Raw genomic sequence first — 16,224 nt, forward strand, 5'->3', positions numbered from 1 at the left:
CTCCTTGTAGATTTGTTGATTAACTTATTTCACATGATGTACCCTGAATCCTTTTATTTCACCAAAATTTCTTTAAGGTACCTAAGTAGTAACTGCAAAACATCGTTAAAGTAGTAGTCCTCTCGGTTGTGCGCGCTCTTCATCCCCAGCGTCTGCGCCTGCTAGAAAATCTCCTCTAACCAAGAGAAAAAACCTTGCTGGCAGTCCGTTTGAGCTTGGTGTTCGTGTGATTCGTGCGATTGTAGCTAAAGAGAGGGAATGGCTGTGGGAGGAAGAGCGTTAGCGTCCGCCTTTAAAGATTTGTTCCTGCCTCCTCATCCATTCCATTCAAGGGAACAAATCTTTAACAGCGGCTGGAGCCCACAGCCATTCCCTCCCCCCATGCACCAACGTCACGAACACGCACATCAAAGGACGCCGCAAGGCGTCTTTTTATCTCCTTTTCAGCATCATTTAAGCTTCCTTTCAGCTTCTCTAACCGATTTCTAAGGATCCGCTGTCATACTGGGCAATGAATCTATTAACCATTGAAGGGTGATGAAAGTGTTGAAAAAATGGAGAAAGAAGCCAGTGGTACTTATTTGGACGCTCATCGTAGCAATGGTTTTGACAGCCTGCACACAGACGGATGGCAAGAAGGACAGCTCGGGGGTAGGCAGCTTAGACAGAGAGGATAAGGGATCGCTGAAGGTTGCTTATTTTAACGAACAAGCCTTTTATATGCAGTATGGTAACGCATTTCAGGCGATGTTTCCCAATGTTGCGCTGGAAGTCGTCTCGACCGAATCCGTGTTTAACGCGGAGGATCCGGGTGCGGAGATGGAACGGCTCGTGAAGGAGCAGCGGCCAGATGTCATGTATTTAACGGAAGATCAATATGCCGTATTGGCGAAGGAAGGTTTGCTGTATGACCTGGATGCGGTCGTGAAGCAGGACGAGTTTGACTTGAGCAGCTTCCTGCCCTCTGTCATCGATCTGCTTAAGGCACACGGGGGCGGCAAGCTGTATGGATTAAGCCCGGATTTTTCCAGCCAGGCTCTCTATTACAATAAGGATATGTTCGACGAGCACGGGATTCCGTATCCGACAGATGGGATGAGCTGGGAGGAAGTGATGCAATTAGCGGCTCGTTTCCCTGTGAAGAAAAATGGTGATGACGCCTTGTATGGGTTGTTCCAATCTTCCCAGACGACGGATCCTTTCGAGCTAATCCGTACGATCGGCGAAGCCAAAGGGCTGCAATATGCCGATGCGGATGCGAAGACAGTATCGATTGAGACGCCGGAGTGGAAGTCGATTTTCCAATCTGTGATCGAGGGGTACAAATCGGGCAGCATCTCCATGCCTTCCGAGAGCGGCGGAATGGGCGGTGGGATGATGCGCGGAATGGGCGGGAAGACGATAAGCTTCGGCCCGGATTCGATGAGGTTCATGTCTGGCCAGGCGGCAATGACGATCGACGGTCCAATGATGATGAACTTCATGGGAATAGATATGAAGATGGGAGCTACAAGAGCAGTGCCAGCTATAGGATCCAGTAATGCTGAATCTGTGAAAAATCCCATAAAAGAAATCAACTGGGATGTTGTGACCGTACCGGTTGATCCGTCCCAGCCAGACGTAGTCGGAAGTATGAGTCTGGATAGTGTGTTCTCCATCAACGAGTCGTCCGAGAACTTGCCCGCTGCGTGGGAGTTTCTGAAATATGCCAACGGGGAGCAATTGGCCAAGACGAGTGTGATGTCATCTCCTTCTTTATCGGCTCGGACCGCTTTCAAGAAAGAAATGGAGGGTAAACATTTAGATGCTTTCTACAAGCTTGGAGCTAATCAGCAAAGCTTGCTGCAAACATTGCCTGAAGGCTTCGCCGCTTCTTTCGCGCAGCTGGCATCCGGGCAAATCAAGAAGGTTGTGGAAGAAGCTTTGTCCGTGGATGAGGCGTTAAAAACAATTCAAACACAAGGACAGGCTTTGCTGACGAAATCTATCCTGGATGGGGAGCAAGGGTAATGGCGATTTTGAATGCTGCCAAGCTGAAGCGGCAGAAGGGAGTGACCGAGCCAGCAGCAGTCTATGGTGAAAACGGCGAGCCGCTCCTGAGCGTACGGAATGTTCGCAAAAGCTTTGTTTCCGGCAACCAGAACGTTGAGGTGTTGAAGGGGATCGAGATGTCGATTGATTCTGGCCGGCTTACCATGCTCCGGGGACGTTCAGGTTCGGGAAAGACAACACTGCTCAATCTGCTGGGTGGGCTCGACCGGCCAACGGAGGGCGGCGTGTACTTCCGCAGCCGCCCTCTTCACGAGTGGAGCGACAAGCAGTTGACCATCGTAAGACGGCGGGAGATTGGGTTTATTTTCCAATCTTTCGCGCTGCTGCCGCTGCTTACCGCATGGGAGAACGTCGAGCTCGCCTTGCGTATGGCGGGCACCCCAAGGTCGGAGTGGAGAGCGCGGGTTGGCAGCTGTCTCGAGCTCGTCGGACTGACGAAACGGGCATTTCATCGTCCGTTCGAGCTGTCCGGCGGAGAGCAGCAGAGGGTGGCTATCGCCAAAGCAATCGCGCACAAGCCCCCTCTTCTGCTGGCGGATGAGCCGACAGCTGAGCTGGATTCGCAGATGGCAGCGAGTATTATCGCGGTTTTCCGGGATATCGTCGAAGTGGAGCGAATGGCGATATGTATGACTACACACGATTCCACTTTATGGGAGGCGGCAGACGTTGTATACCAAATGGTCGATGGCCGAATCGTACCGGAATAAATTAAGGAGCTCCGGAGCCCGGTTGTTGCTTGCAGTCATGTGCCTGTCTCTCTTGGCCGGCTGCTCCCTGCTGCCTCAGGAAGAAGAGCAGGAGAAACTACCAGATATCCGGATTCCGAAAATTTCGCAGAAACCGGAGTATCCGGTTAAAAAAGGCACCTTAGAGCTTAAAGTGAGCGGATCCGGGAAGCTGATGTCGGAGCGGGAGGAGAATCTGCTTTTTTCAGAAGACAATCTCCGCGTTGTAGAAGTATACGTGAAAGCTGGAGACCAGGTGAAGAAAGGACAGGTGCTGGCTGCGCTCGATACGGGCGATACGGACAGCCAAATCCGCAGAAAAGAGATTGATCTGGAGAAGACCGAACTCGATCTGAAGGACATGATGCGCGATTCGTCGGAAGACAATGCGGTATTGCTCAAGAAAAAGAAGCTCGACTACGAATTGTTGAATCAAGAACTCGCCGATTTGCGCAGTAAGCTGGAGGGCTCGAAGCTGGTTGCTCCATACGCTGGCACGATTGTTAGTTTCACGGCAAAGAAAGGCGATATGGCGAAGGCCTACGAAAAAGTGGGGCAGATTGCCGACATGGGCGCGCTTGTCGTCGCTGTGCAGTTCGCTTCGGGTGATTTGGCAAGCATTGCTCCGGGTATGGAAACCTTGGTCGGCATTAACACCGCAGGCGATCATCCAGGCTCGGTAAGAAGGCTTCCGGTTGGCACAGGGCAGAACAATAACGATGCGGATTCACTCGATAAGTATACGCTGATCGATCTGCCGAAGCTGCCGGAAGGCGTTGCGCATGGCACGCCGCTCTCCGCTTCCGTTATTATGGAGCGCCGTAATGAGGTGTTGATCATCCCGCTCTCGGCGCTGCGGACGCAGAATAACCGGAAATATGTACTTGTATCGAATGAGGATGGCAGCAAGGGTGAGGTGGACGTGGAAACCGGTATTCAAACCTCAACGCATGTGGAAATCATCAAAGGGCTCGAGGAAGGCCAGAAGGTCGTGGGGAAATAATGCGAATTGTCATCTATCTCCTCCTGAAAATGTGGCAAAACCGTTGGTTCACGCTGGGCACGCTGCTCGGGTTGACGGTGGCGGCGGCGTTTGCGATGAGCATTCCGATGTATGCGGACGGCACGTTGAAGCGGCTGGTAGTCAAGTCGCTCCAGGAAGAGACGAAAGGATTGCCGGCGGCGTCGCTTTATATGAAATACCAGTCGGCCGGCAATGACCAGAACGATCTGGAAGGTCTCGGCGAGGTTAACCAATGGATCAGTGAAGAGCTGCCCGAAAAAATCGGCTTTCCCGTGCAAGCATTCTCCAGCCTGCTCAGCCTGCCAACGTCGACGGTGCGGTCTATCCATGCCGGCACAGGCGGCTCAAACCGGCTAACCCGCATGGCGCTGGCATCTCAGAGCGGAATTCCCGGGATGACGGATCTCGTTGAAGGGAAGATGCCCCGGGATGGCATGCAGGACGGCGCCATTGAAGTCATTGTACTGAATGAGACGCTGAGCCGTCACGATTGGAAGATCGGCGACTCCTTCTACTATGATTCGAAAAATAATGAAGGTAAATCAAAGCGGCTGACGGTACGCATTGTTGGTTCTTACAAGTTGAAAGACGAAAAGGATTTGAACTGGGCGATCGACGGCAAAGAAAAGCTGGCTGACACGCTTATCGTCAGCCACAAAACCATGATGGATACACTGCTCATGGATAACAAGCTTGCACTTGATTCGGCCGGTTGGTTCTTCGCGTTTGACCTCCGGGATATCCGCATCAGTGATCTGTCGCCGCTGATCGGGGAACTGCAGCGCCTTGAGATCAATCTTCACCAGCTGCTTGAAAACACAAAGGTCAACTTGACGTTCATTGATATGTTGAATAATTTCCAGCGGCAGAGCGTGCAGCTGCAGGCGATGCTGTTCGCGCTTGCTGCTCCGGTACTGGCGATGGTGCTGTATTTCATTATGCTGAATGCTCAACAATCGCTTGCCCGGCAGAGGGGAGACATCGCCGTGCTGCACAGCCGCGGCTCCAGTCCACGGCAAATTACTATGCTGTATGCGATCGAAGCGGCGCTGCTAGGGTGCGCGGCTTTACTGATTGGTCTTGTTCTGGCGTGGTTCATGGCCAAGACAATCGGCTCCTCCAGCGGCTTCCTTTCTTTTGTTGGCCGCAAGTCGATTCCTGTCGGGTTTAACAAGGCATCTTGGCTATTTGGTATCACCGCCACTGTGCTGGCAGTCCTTGCAACCATAGCACCAATCCGCGCGTACGCCGGTGCATCCATTGTACAGCATACGCAGCAGCGGGCCAGAGCTGACGGATCGCCATTCTGGCAGCGGCTTTATCTGGACGTAGCGCTATTTGGGATAGCTGCAGCCGGCTGGTATCTGCTGGATTCCGGTCAAATTGCTTCCGTCAACATCAGCGGCGGTGCAGCGGAAATTGAGCCAGCGATCTTTATCATCCCGGCATTGCTTATATTCGCGGCGGGGCTCTTGTGTCTGCGATTGTTTCCGCTGCTGCTCCGTTCCTGGAACGCGATCATGAAGAACCGCATGCCAGTTCCGGTCTATCTGACGCTGACCCAGTTGTCGCGTTCGGCTTCCACGTTCTACCCCGTTATGATTCTGCTTATTCTTACAATCGGGCTGGGCGTTTACAGTGCTTCGGCTGCCCGGACGATAGATGTGAATGCTTCGGATCGCACGCACTATCAGTATGGAAGCGATGTTGTGCTGAAGTCGGCGTGGGAAGGCGTCCAGGACGAAAATGACGAGAACAAGATCTACTATACCGAACCGTCCTTCCAGGCTTATAGCGGGCTGGACGGAGTGGAGGCAGCCGCACGGGTTATGAAAGCGACGGGGAAAGTCGAGATTAGCGGCAAGTCAGCAGGAAGCGGGCAGCTCGTTGCTATCGACAATGCGGATTTTGCCAAGGCGGCATGGTTCCGTGAGGATTTATTCCCCAATCATCCGTATCTGTACCTTGACGCGCTTGGAACAGCGGAGCAAGCTGTGCTTGTATCTGAAGCTTTCGCAGGGCGCTATGGATTGAAAGAAGGAGATCCGCTGCGCATCACGCTCGGTTACGACAATGTACCCGTGGATTTCGTCGTCGTTGGCATCGTTAATTACTGGCCGAGCCTGTATCCGGAAGAGTCACCGTTCTTCGTGGCCAATCTGGATTATGTGTATCAACAGATCGAGAAGATTCCTTATGACGTATGGTTGAACCTGAAAGAAGGCGCTAAACTTGCACCTGTGCTGGAGACACTTGCAGAACGCGGCGTTTCGGTTGCCCGGGTGGATGATGCCCGTGGTGAGCTTGCCGAACGCCGGAATCACCCGGCTCAAGGTGGAGTGTTCGGTATTCTCAGCCTTGGATTTCTTATCTCGCTGCTTGTTTCGCTGCTTGGGTATTTGATTTTCTGGTTTTTTACCTTGGCGCGCAGAGTCGTCCAGCTTGGGATCCTGAGAGCCATGGGCCTATCCCGCGGACAGGTGACAGGCATGCTGCTGCTTGAGCAGCTGTTCACGACCGGCTTGTCGGTGGCCGCCGGATTCGGGCTCGGAACGTTCGCCAGCCGCCTGTTCCTGCCATTCCTGCAGGGCGGAAGCACCCTTGGAACGCGGCAGGTGCCGCCGTTCCGGATTGTATTTGAAGCGGAGGATACACTCAAGCTGTATATCGCCACCGGCGTCATGCTTGCGGCCGGAGCGAGCCTGCTCATTCTGCAGCTGCGGCGTCTGCGCATTACCCAAGCGGTCAAGCTGGGTGAAGAGAGATAAAGAAAGACAAATAACAATCAGGATGAGGAGGCCCTGTGATGATCCATTGCGAAAGTCTGGTGAAAATTTTTAAAACCGACGACATTGAGGTCGTTGCCCTGCAGGGTCTGAACATGACAGTCGAACAGGGAGAAATGATGGCAATTATCGGGAACAGCGGCAGCGGCAAATCGACGCTGCTCAACATTCTGGGCGGCCTCGACCGGCCTTCAGCAGGGCAGGCGATCGTGGGCCCGTGGAATCTGCTGAAGATGACGAAAGAGCAGTTAATAACATATAAGCGCAAAACCGTCGGTTTTATCTGGCAGAATAATGCGAGAAATCTGGTTCCATACCTTACCGCCCTCCAAAATGTCGAGCTCCCAATGCTGATCCAGGGCAAGGTGGACCGGGCGTACGCCAAACAATTACTCACAGCCGTCGGTCTTGAGCACCGGATGGGCAATCGTCTCACCCAACTAAGCGGCGGCGAGCAACAGAGAGTCGCGATCGCGATCTCGCTTTCCAATCGCCCTATGATCGTACTCGCCGATGAGCCGACGGGCTCGGTGGACAGCGCGACAGGGGATCAGATTCTCGAGATCTTCCGCCGCCTTAACCAGGACATGGGGGTGACGATCGTTATCGTCACCCATGATCTCTCGGTTGCAGACAAAGTTGACCGTGTCGTCGCCATTCGAGACGGTTTGACCAGTACGGAGTGGGTCAAGCGGGACAAGGACGTGGCGGACAAGGAGGCAGCTCTCCCGGCGGGCACTGATGAAGCATCTACTACAGCATCTACTGCAACATCGACCGCAGCATTAACCGCTGCTACCCCTGGGTCCCGGTTCGGCGAGCGGCATGAGGAATATGTGGTCATCGATCGCGTCGGCAGGCTGCAAATTCCGAAGGCTTATCTGGAGGCCATGAACGTCGATGGTAAAGCAGTGCTTGAATTTGACGGCAAACGGGTTACGATCGGTCCGCCCGATGCTTCCCCGTCCTCTATCCGCCCAGGTCGGAGGTGAGCGGGGGCATGGAGCAGGCCGTGGTCAAGCTGACCAAGTTAACCAAGTTAGATGAGCTGGACGAGCTGTATGCGGAACATTCCGTTTATTTGAATAAATTCATGCTCAAGTTGACCCGCAATCGGGAGGAAGCGGCTGATTTGGTGCAGGAGATTTTTCTGAGGCTGTGCGAGCAGGAAAGCTTGCCTGAACATCCGAAATCGTGGCTTTCCCAAACCGGATATCGACTATTTATCGATCAATGGCGCCGCAAACAACGGATATCCTGGCTGCCGCTTGATCATTACGCCGTGTCCAGCCAGACTACCCCGGAACAAGTGGTCCTCGACATGGAATTCAAGAGGTTTGTGCGCCGGCTGCTTTTGCAGCTTAAACCCCGGATGCATGCTGCTTTATACTTGCGTATTTACAAGCAGTCCAGCTACAGAGAAATTGCCAGGCAGCTTGATTGTTCCGAGAATACCGTTAAATCCTTCGTCCGGCGTGGCAAAGCACAATTATCCAAGCTGCTGTAATGGAGCGGACCATCAAAATAGCGGGCCAAGCTGTTTCTAGATGCCTGGAGTGAATAATTTCATTTATACAGTGGAACGTTGCAGTTATGAAGTAGATGATATTCTATGCCGGCAGTCCGTTTGAGCGTGCATGTTCAGCACTTTGCCAGCCAGCCTCCCCCGAAAGGAGTGTGTGCTTGACTTAACGATGTTTTTGATCGTTAAAGGAGTGTTTCCAAGTCAATCCGTCACGTTAATGATGATTTTCATCGTTAAAAGAGGTCGGATAGCCTCTCTGGGTGGTGAAAAGGGATTTTAACGATGTTTTTCATTGTTAAAGTAAGTATCTGGAGAGGGCTCGTGCTTTTAACGATGAAAAACATCGCTAAAGTAACAAGTCCTCTCAGTTCTCTCAGTTCTCTTCATCCCAGGAGCCTTAGCCGCTAGGCATACTCCTCCAACCACGAGAAAAACCCTTGCTGGCTGTCCGTTTGAGCTTGGTGTTCATGCGATTGTAGCTGAATGAGGGAATGGCTGTGGGTGGAAGAGCGTTAGCGCCCGCCTTTAAAGATTTGTTCCAACCTGCTCATCCATTCCGTTCAAGGGAACAAATCTTTAACAGCGGCTGGAGCCCACAGCCATTCCCTCCGCAAAGCACCCAAGTCACGAACGCGCAACCTCCAATGACGCCGCAAGGCGTCTTTTTCATTATTTTACAAGCCTCGGCTCAATTTGTCTGCGGAATAGCTTATTTTACTCCCAGCTTACAATTTTTCAATTGTTATTTTTCTGATACAGAGCAATAATTATTGTAAAGGAGAGCAGCGAGTTATGAAGATCAGTAAGAGTGTATCAATTTGTAAGGAGGACCTTATGGACAAGATAAAAACCATTTTGAAAGATCATTATGATATAGATATTATAGAAGTTTCACCACAGCAGGGAGGCTGGGCCGCGCTAGCATTTAAAGTGTCTAACAATGAAAATACCTATTTCTTGAAGATGTATGAAAAAAGTAGAGCGTCCACTCCCAAATGGACAGCCCTTATAGATAAATATGTACCTATAATAGTTTGGCTTATGCATAATAGCGGCTTGAAGGATAAAATTCCTGTGCCTTTTTTAACAAAAAATGGTGGTTATAAGTGTGAAGATGACGATGGAATTTATCTGCTTTATGCATATATTGAGGGAGAAACCATTGGGGACAAGGATTTAAGCGCGGAGCAGGTTAGTCAATTGTCGGACATAATAACAGAGCTTCATTTATATGGAGAAGAAATACCTGTTGACACGGGTGCTGTTAAGGAGGATTTTTGCGTTCCATTTTTGCAGCAGCTAAGGGACACTTTGGATAAGGAGTATACAAATATTCCAAATGATATAAGAGTAGTGATAGACCCTCACATTGCACAGATGAATGGTATGATGGATACCGTTGAAAAGCTGTCGGGATACTTGAAAAATACTCATTTAAGAATGGCTCTGTGCCATACAGATATTCACAATTGGAATCTGATGCAATCGGGACAGCAACTGATTTTGATTGATTGGGAAGGGCTGAGATTGGCGCCTGTTGAAGCTGATATGATGTTTTTAGTGGATAAGCCCTACTATGACGAATTTTTAAGCATCTATCAACAGCAGCATAACAATTTTGTGATCAACCCCGATGCCCTGCAGTTTTATCAGATCAGACGTAGATTGGAAGACATATGGGAATTTATCGAACAGCTTTTATTTGACAAGCAAGATGCGCAAGAAAGAAATGGTAGTCTAGGCAGCTTAGCGAAGGAACTTAAGGAAATAACTTAAGGGAATAACTTAAGGGAGACGGAACATAGCAAAAGGCTTGCCTTCGCGAAACGTGCTTGTGAGTGCATCCAGCTCCACGACAATTTCTGGAGTCAGCTTGACGGATAGGCTGTCCAAGTTATGTTGCAGTTGTTCTGCCCGGGTGGCGCCCACAATGACTGTCGCAACAACGGGCTGATGGAGCAGCCAGGCTAAAGACAATGTGCTTGTGCTGCAGCCAAGCTGGTTTGCGATATGACCTAATTGCTCGGCTAATGTGATGAGCTTGTCATCCAGGTACCTTCCGAAGGCTGGGTCGGTTTGCGCTCTGGAGCCTGCAGGGGATTTGTCCCTAGAGCTGTATTTACCAGATAAAATCCCACCAGCTAATGGAAAATACGGGATGATGCTGACGCCTTGATCGAGGCACATTGGGACAAGCTCATTTTCAGGTGTGCGATCTGCAAGGGAATAGCTCGTTTGTGTGGAAATGAATCTGTTCAAGCCGAGCTTTTCGCTGATCCCGAGCGACTTCATAAGCTCCCAGGCATAATAATTGGAGGCCCCGATATAGCGAACTTTTCCTGAACGTATCATATCTTCAAGCGTGCGGAGCGTTTCTTCAAGAGGCGTGTCCCGATCGAACGTATGAATTTGATACAGGTCGATATGATCGGTTTGTAAACGCCGGAGGCTTTCTTCCAGCTCATGCAGCAAATGATAGCGTGAGGAGCCGCGCTCATTCATTCCTGGTCCCTTTACGAGGCCTGCCTTAGTAGCCAAAACGACATTATGGCGCTTCCCTTGGAGCGCATGCCCGATAATAGTCTCCGACTCAGTGCCCGCGTAAATATTAGCAGTATCAATAAAATTAACCCCACTGTCTATCGCGCTGTGTATAATCTGTTCAGATGCTTCATAACCGGCGCGTTTGCCAAATGCGTTCGTTCCTAATCCAAGTGCGGATACTTTTAAACCGCTGCTGCCAAGACGGCGAAATTGCATGGTGATCGACTCCTTTTCTTGAAAAAAAAATGTGGTTGTCTGCCTATATTAAACCATTATCATTGAATGCAAGCAACATGTAGAGCGTTTAGCGTCAGGTGCTTAGGGCCAACCTCAAAATAAACATTCAACCTGGAGGTTTGGAGAAATTGTTACGGACATCACGAACGTTATTGTCGCAGAATCTATTTTTTCGGTTGATAATGAGAACTATTATCACTTATAATGAAGCATGCATGAACAGAAATTTACCACTAGGGGCAATTATAGGGAAGTTTGAATAACTAGGTCGATTGGGGACTCTTTCTTAAGGAACGACAAGGGCTGGATTGGAGATGATTGTGCAATGAATCTGGATGAGCATATTACGCTATGGAACCATGCTGCTGTTAAAATATTTGACATCAGGCATAATGTGATGAATCCGGGCGAGCTGCTGGAAGCCTATTTGCTGCCGGCAAGCGGGTTCCTGTATGGCATCCGCGGCTCAGCCAGCCTAAAGCTGGATGGTATGGTGCATGAAGTGAGGCAATTTCATGTGCTGCATGGGGGGAAGGGGATGCGTCTGGATATAGCCGTGAAGGAGGAGTTTGAATATTACTTGTTGTTCTACAGGGCTGTTCATGCTCTTCCGGGCAGGAAGAAGCTTGCACAGCTTATGGAGCAGAACAGGCCGTTCTCGCTTCAATATGGCTTCAAACCGCAGGAACCGTTGTCACTGCTCCGCTACCTTGAAGGGATGGAGAAGGCGTGGATGCATGCGGGGGACCTGGCGCGGTTTCAGGTCAAGGGACTCTTTTACCAGTTCGTCCACGAACTTCTGTGGCAGCTGGATTCGCAGGGGGTGAAGACACACAAGCCGGATCTCGTCTCCCAGGCGATTCGTTATATAGAGCAGCATTATCAGGAAAGCATGTCACTGGATTCCATCGCAGAACAGCTGAACTACAGTCCACGGCATCTATCGATGCGTTTCAAGGCGCAGACTGGGGCAAGTCCGATTGACTATTTGATTCAGATCCGGTTGAGCCGTGCCGAAGAACTACTGCTCAGAACGGACGCAGCCCTACGGGATATTGCGGCCGAAGTAGGTTATTCGGATGTGTATTATTTCAGTCGATTATTCAAAAAGCACACCAGTCTATCACCCGTTCGTTTCCGGACGATGGGACGGCAGCGCGGCTTAGCAGAAGATCGTCCATTTATTTTATCGGGATTATCTATTGGCACAGGCAGGCGGCCACGTTATATTGTTAGTGGTGATGATGATAATCATTATCAATTAAAACGTGGAGGGTCTATACAAATGAAAAGAAATTCCAAATCAAGTATGGCTTTAGCCTTGCTGCTCACCTTGACGCTGCTGCTGAGTGCGTGCTCGGCAGGTGCGGGGAATACAGCGGTTGGAGGAGCTGGTTCACCATCAGGGAATACAGGGTCGACCAGTTCAAGTACAGCAGCAGGCACAAGTACACCAAATAACGGTGCCGCGAATGGTAGTGGCTCTACATCCACAAATGCGGGTGACAACAGTGCTACGGAGGCCAAGACGAGAACGGTATCTACGATCAATGGAGAGATTAAAATTCCGGCGGAGTCCAGACGTATTATAGTTGATTTGTATTTGGGAAGCATGATCGCTCTTGGAATAACACCGGTCGGGACGCCGGAACTGAATTTGAAAAATCCCTATTACAAAGAGTTTCTTGAAGGTGTAGAGAATATTGGGGAATATGAAACTATCTCGCTTGAGAAGGTACTGGAATTGGAGCCGGATCTGATTATTACGGGCAATGATCAATTGTACGAATCATTTAGCAAGATTGCGCCTACAGTCGTTGTTCCATTCGGAGAGTTAAAGAATGCGCATGAAGAAATCACTTATTTTGGAAAGGCGCTTGGTAAAGAGGCTGAGGCGAAAAAGTGGCTTGATGAGTACGATCGGCGAATTTCAAGTGCCAAAGAACGTGTGGCCAAGGCGATTCCTGCCAACAGTGAATTTTCGATTATGCAATACAATAAAAAAGGCTCATTGGCTTTTGGAGACAATTTTGGCCGCGGAGGACAAGCTGTTTATACTGCGCTTGGACTGAAGCCTCCGGCAGGTAAGGCAGATTTGCTCATGAAGGATCAGCTGGTGGAAATATCAGAGGAGTCACTGCCTGATTTTGCAGGGGATTATATAGTGATTACAACGAATGAGCGTACTATAGAGGATTTCAAGGCTGATCCTGTTTGGGGCTCGCTTGAAGCGGTTAAAAAAGATCGGATATATGTCTGGAGTCAGGATCGCTCCTGGTACTTTGATCCCATCGCAACGCTCTCTCAGACGGAGGAGCTGGCTGCCTGGCTGACGGGAAAAGCTTCCAACTAAATGAAGCTGTTAGCGGTAAATGCCAAAAGCCTGTTGACCCGGCTAAGCTCGGAAAAATAGACTGAACACACGGCTTTCTCAGTAGAGCCGTGTATTTTTGCATGTTCAATGATGGGTTGTGTTCACTTCAATCAAAATACAACCGATGCTTGTCAAACCAGTCCGCATAATTGTCCAAGTTCTCTCATAAGCATGTACTAGTTCGTTTTAATTATGAATGAGGGGATGATCGAATGCGCCGGGTCACATGGATGGTTGCCGTTGTGATGTGCTTAGTAGTGGTTCTTGTTGGTTGTGGTGGGAAGAAGGATGCAGGATCGGTAGTAAAAGATTTGGATCATGTGATCAGCGGGATGGACAGTTATCAGGGGTCAGGGCGGATGGTGCTGAACACAGGGCAGCAGCCGCAGGAGTATCAAGTGGACGTATGGTATATGAACCCGCATTTTTACAGGATTTCACTGACGAATGCGGAGAAGGATATTAACCAGATTGTGCTGCGCAATGATGAAGGCGTCTTTGTGCTCACACCCCATTTGAAGAAGAGCTTCCGCTTTCAAAGCGATTGGCCGGATAATCAAGGCCAGGTATACTTGTATCAATCTCTGGTGCAGAGCATCCTGAACGATAAAGATCGCCAGTTCACAGCTGAAAAAGATGATTATGTGTTCGATGTGCTAGCTAATTATCAGAATGAAATGCTGGTCCGCCAGCGCATATGGCTGGATAAGAAGGGCCTGATGCCGAAGCAGGTTGAGGTTTCTGATGCGAATAAAAATGTGCTGGTAAAGGTGGAATTCACCTCATTCGAATTTGGCAAAAAGTTCGAAAAGGATTCCTTCGATATGAATCGCAACATGACAAGCTGGAATTTAAATACACTCCCGACATTAGCTGATGTGGACGGTATTTTGGAAGAAGGCAGCGAGGCTGCAGCTGGCACTGAGGCTGGTAGTGATGCAGCCACTGAGGGAGCGGACGCTAAAGGAGCCACTACTGATGGAACAGGCACCAAGGGGGCAGGCGCACAAGGATCCAGCACTGAGGGGTCAGGTACAGAAGGAGCAGCAGCAGGAACTGGAGGTTCGGGAGCCAGTGCCGCGGCGGCTAAGCAGCAAGGCTTTGGCATCATAGAGCCGTCCTACATACCTGTTGGAGTTGAAAAGCAGGATATTACAGAGATGAAGCTCGGTGAGGACCAGGCAGTGCTGCTGAGATACTCCGGCAAGTATAACTACAGCTTGATGGAGGTAAGACCTCAGGCCGTGACAGTTTCCCTGCTTCCGGGCGGAGAGCTTGTTGATCTGAGCTACACGATCGCAGTGCTTACAGGAACAGATAAACAGACGCTGACCTGGACATACGACGGTGTGGAATATCGCTTATCTACAGCGGATCTGCCTGTAATGGAAATGATCAAGATCGCCGAAGCTGTGCAAGGGCAGACAGGAAAGTAATGAAAAAGTAAAGGTGAATTAAGGAGAAAGTAAAATTTTACAATGTACTTTTCTCCATTTTACGCATTGACAGCCATTCCCGATTCAGATTAACATAGGTAAAGCAGTGTTTCGAAAAAGTATATCCAACAAGGTAAGGGAAGCTCTGCCGGCTAAGACGGTGGTGTCTTCCCTTATCCTCTGCAATTGTATAGAGAAGGTGAGACTATGGATGCTTTTTACCGGCCTACGTGGGTGGAGGTATCGCTGGATGCTTTGCAGCATAATATAGAAGCTTTTCAACATACGTTATCGGCAAGTACCAAAATTATGGCAGTGGTTAAAGCGGATGCCTACGGACACGGAGCTGTTGAGATATCCAAAGAGGCGATTCGCTGTGGCGTTGACTATTTGGGCGTTGCTTTTCTGGATGAAGCTTTGGAGCTTAGGAAAGCCGGAATCACGGCTCCTATCCTTGCTCTTGGATATACGGCCCCTGAAGGACTTGAAATTGCCTTGCAGCATGACATTACAATTAACGTTTTTAGTAGGGAAGTACTGGAAGCTCTGAAGGAGCTCAGCAGCAAAGCTGTTTTTTCAGCAGCAAAAAAGCTCAAGATCCACATCAAGCTGGACACAGGGATGGGACGCTTGGGACTGCACACAGAGCAGGATGCGGTTGCTTTTATAGAAGAAGCTTTAAGCTTGCCTGGTGTTGAGGTTGAGGGCTTGTTCACCCATTATGCGAATGCGGATGAGACGGATAAAACTTACACGCTTATGCAGTATCGGCGGTTTGAGCGGATCGTGCAGGTTTTTCAGGAACGGAAGGTCGAATTTGCATATCTGCATGCGGGTAACAGCGCGGGAGCTATTGATTTGCCTGATTTTACTTATAATATGGTCCGTCTTGGCATAAGTATGTATGGTTTGTATCCTTCCGAAGATGTGGATGCAAGTGTGGTGAAGCTGGAGCCTGTAATGAGTTTGAAAACGGGTGTTGTGCATCTGAAGAAGCTGCCTCCTGAGAGTGGGGTTAGCTACGGAACGATTTATCATACCCAGCAGGAAGAGTCGATTGCAACGCTGCCTATCGGGTATGCGGATGGTTTCTCAAGAATGCTGTCGCAGAAGTCGGAAGTGCTGATTCAAGGGCGCAAGGTTCCTGTCGTGGGCAGAATTTGCATGGATCAATGCATGATTAATGTAACTGGCGTAGAGAACGTTCATCAGGGTGATGAAGTTGTTGTTTTTGGCGAGCAGGGGGGGCAGCGCATTTCAGTGGAGGATGTGGCCCGGCAGCTGGGAACGATCAATTATGAGATAACCTGTATGATTTCTCATCGGGTTCCGAGGGTGTATGTGCGGGAGTCAGGCAGAGTGGCTGTAATGAATACGCTTCTGAGACATCAGAATTAAGTTCGAGTGGAGCTTGCGCACGGGATGCCTTATTTTCCCATCGAAATATTTCAAATAATATGCAGGAATTTCCGTTAGCTTCACGAATACGTAGTAGACGATATTAGGCTGCTGCTGCGT

Annotated in this window: 11 protein-coding genes; 10 read left to right on the forward strand and 1 reads right to left on the reverse strand. The window is 49.9% G+C overall.

Going from position 1 to position 16,224, the window contains the following annotated elements:
- Positions 1-546 precede the first annotated feature (546 nt).
- The 7 genes from J2Z66_RS37220 (at position 547) to J2Z66_RS37250 (ending at position 9,891) form a co-directional block, all read left to right on the forward strand.
- Positions 547-2,010 (forward strand): ABC transporter substrate-binding protein, encoded by a 1,464-nt coding sequence (locus J2Z66_RS37220; RefSeq protein ID WP_209978196.1) that lies wholly within the window; start codon positions 547-549, stop codon positions 2,008-2,010.
- Positions 2,010-2,762, forward strand: a complete 753-nt coding sequence (locus J2Z66_RS37225) for an ABC transporter ATP-binding protein (RefSeq protein WP_209978198.1) — start codon at positions 2,010-2,012, stop codon at positions 2,760-2,762. Before J2Z66_RS37220 ends, J2Z66_RS37225 begins: the two co-directional genes overlap by 1 nt.
- A complete protein-coding gene (locus tag J2Z66_RS37230; protein WP_245376136.1) occupies positions 2,722-3,783 on the forward strand; it encodes an efflux RND transporter periplasmic adaptor subunit in 1,062 nt (353 codons plus the stop codon). The genes J2Z66_RS37225 and J2Z66_RS37230 overlap by 41 nt, the downstream gene beginning before the upstream one ends.
- Positions 3,784-3,878: 95 nt before the next feature.
- Entirely contained in the window at positions 3,879-6,572 is a 2,694-nt protein-coding gene (locus tag J2Z66_RS37235) for an FtsX-like permease family protein (protein ID WP_312894974.1), read from the forward strand.
- A gap of 38 nt (positions 6,573-6,610) precedes the next feature.
- Entirely contained in the window at positions 6,611-7,582 is a 972-nt protein-coding gene (locus J2Z66_RS37240; RefSeq protein ID WP_209978202.1) for an ABC transporter ATP-binding protein, read from the forward strand.
- An 8-nt stretch (positions 7,583-7,590) separates the two neighbouring features.
- Positions 7,591-8,097, forward strand: a complete 507-nt coding sequence (locus J2Z66_RS37245; protein ID WP_209978204.1) for an RNA polymerase sigma factor — start codon at positions 7,591-7,593, stop codon at positions 8,095-8,097.
- Positions 8,098-8,949: 852 nt separating this feature from the next.
- Positions 8,950-9,891 carry a phosphotransferase family protein gene (locus J2Z66_RS37250; protein WP_209978205.1) on the forward strand — a complete coding sequence of 314 codons (942 nt, stop codon included), beginning with the start codon at positions 8,950-8,952 and terminating at the stop codon, positions 9,889-9,891.
- Between the two features lie 9 nt (positions 9,892-9,900).
- Here J2Z66_RS37250 and J2Z66_RS37255 read toward each other — a convergent pair whose 3' ends face one another.
- Positions 9,901-10,875, reverse strand: coding sequence for an aldo/keto reductase (locus J2Z66_RS37255; RefSeq protein WP_209978207.1), 975 nt, complete (start codon positions 10,873-10,875; stop codon positions 9,901-9,903).
- A gap of 346 nt (positions 10,876-11,221) precedes the next feature.
- Here J2Z66_RS37255 and J2Z66_RS37260 point away from each other — a divergent pair, with 346 nt between their 5' ends.
- From J2Z66_RS37260 to alr, 3 genes are all read left to right on the forward strand, one after another.
- Positions 11,222-13,249, forward strand: coding sequence for an AraC family transcriptional regulator (locus tag J2Z66_RS37260; protein WP_209978209.1), 2,028 nt, complete (start codon positions 11,222-11,224; stop codon positions 13,247-13,249).
- A gap of 233 nt (positions 13,250-13,482) precedes the next feature.
- Positions 13,483-14,706, forward strand: a complete 1,224-nt coding sequence (locus J2Z66_RS37265; RefSeq protein ID WP_209978211.1) for an outer membrane lipoprotein-sorting protein — start codon at positions 13,483-13,485, stop codon at positions 14,704-14,706.
- Between the two features lie 207 nt (positions 14,707-14,913).
- The gene (alr, locus tag J2Z66_RS37270) at positions 14,914-16,104 is read left to right on the forward strand and encodes an alanine racemase (RefSeq protein WP_209978214.1); all 1,191 of its coding nucleotides are present in this window, start codon (positions 14,914-14,916) and stop codon (positions 16,102-16,104) included.
- Positions 16,105-16,224: the final 120 nt, after the last annotated feature.

The organism is Paenibacillus eucommiae, assembly GCF_017874215.1.
Taxonomy (GTDB): Bacteria; Bacillota; Bacilli; order Paenibacillales; family NBRC-103111; genus Paenibacillus_AI; species Paenibacillus_AI eucommiae.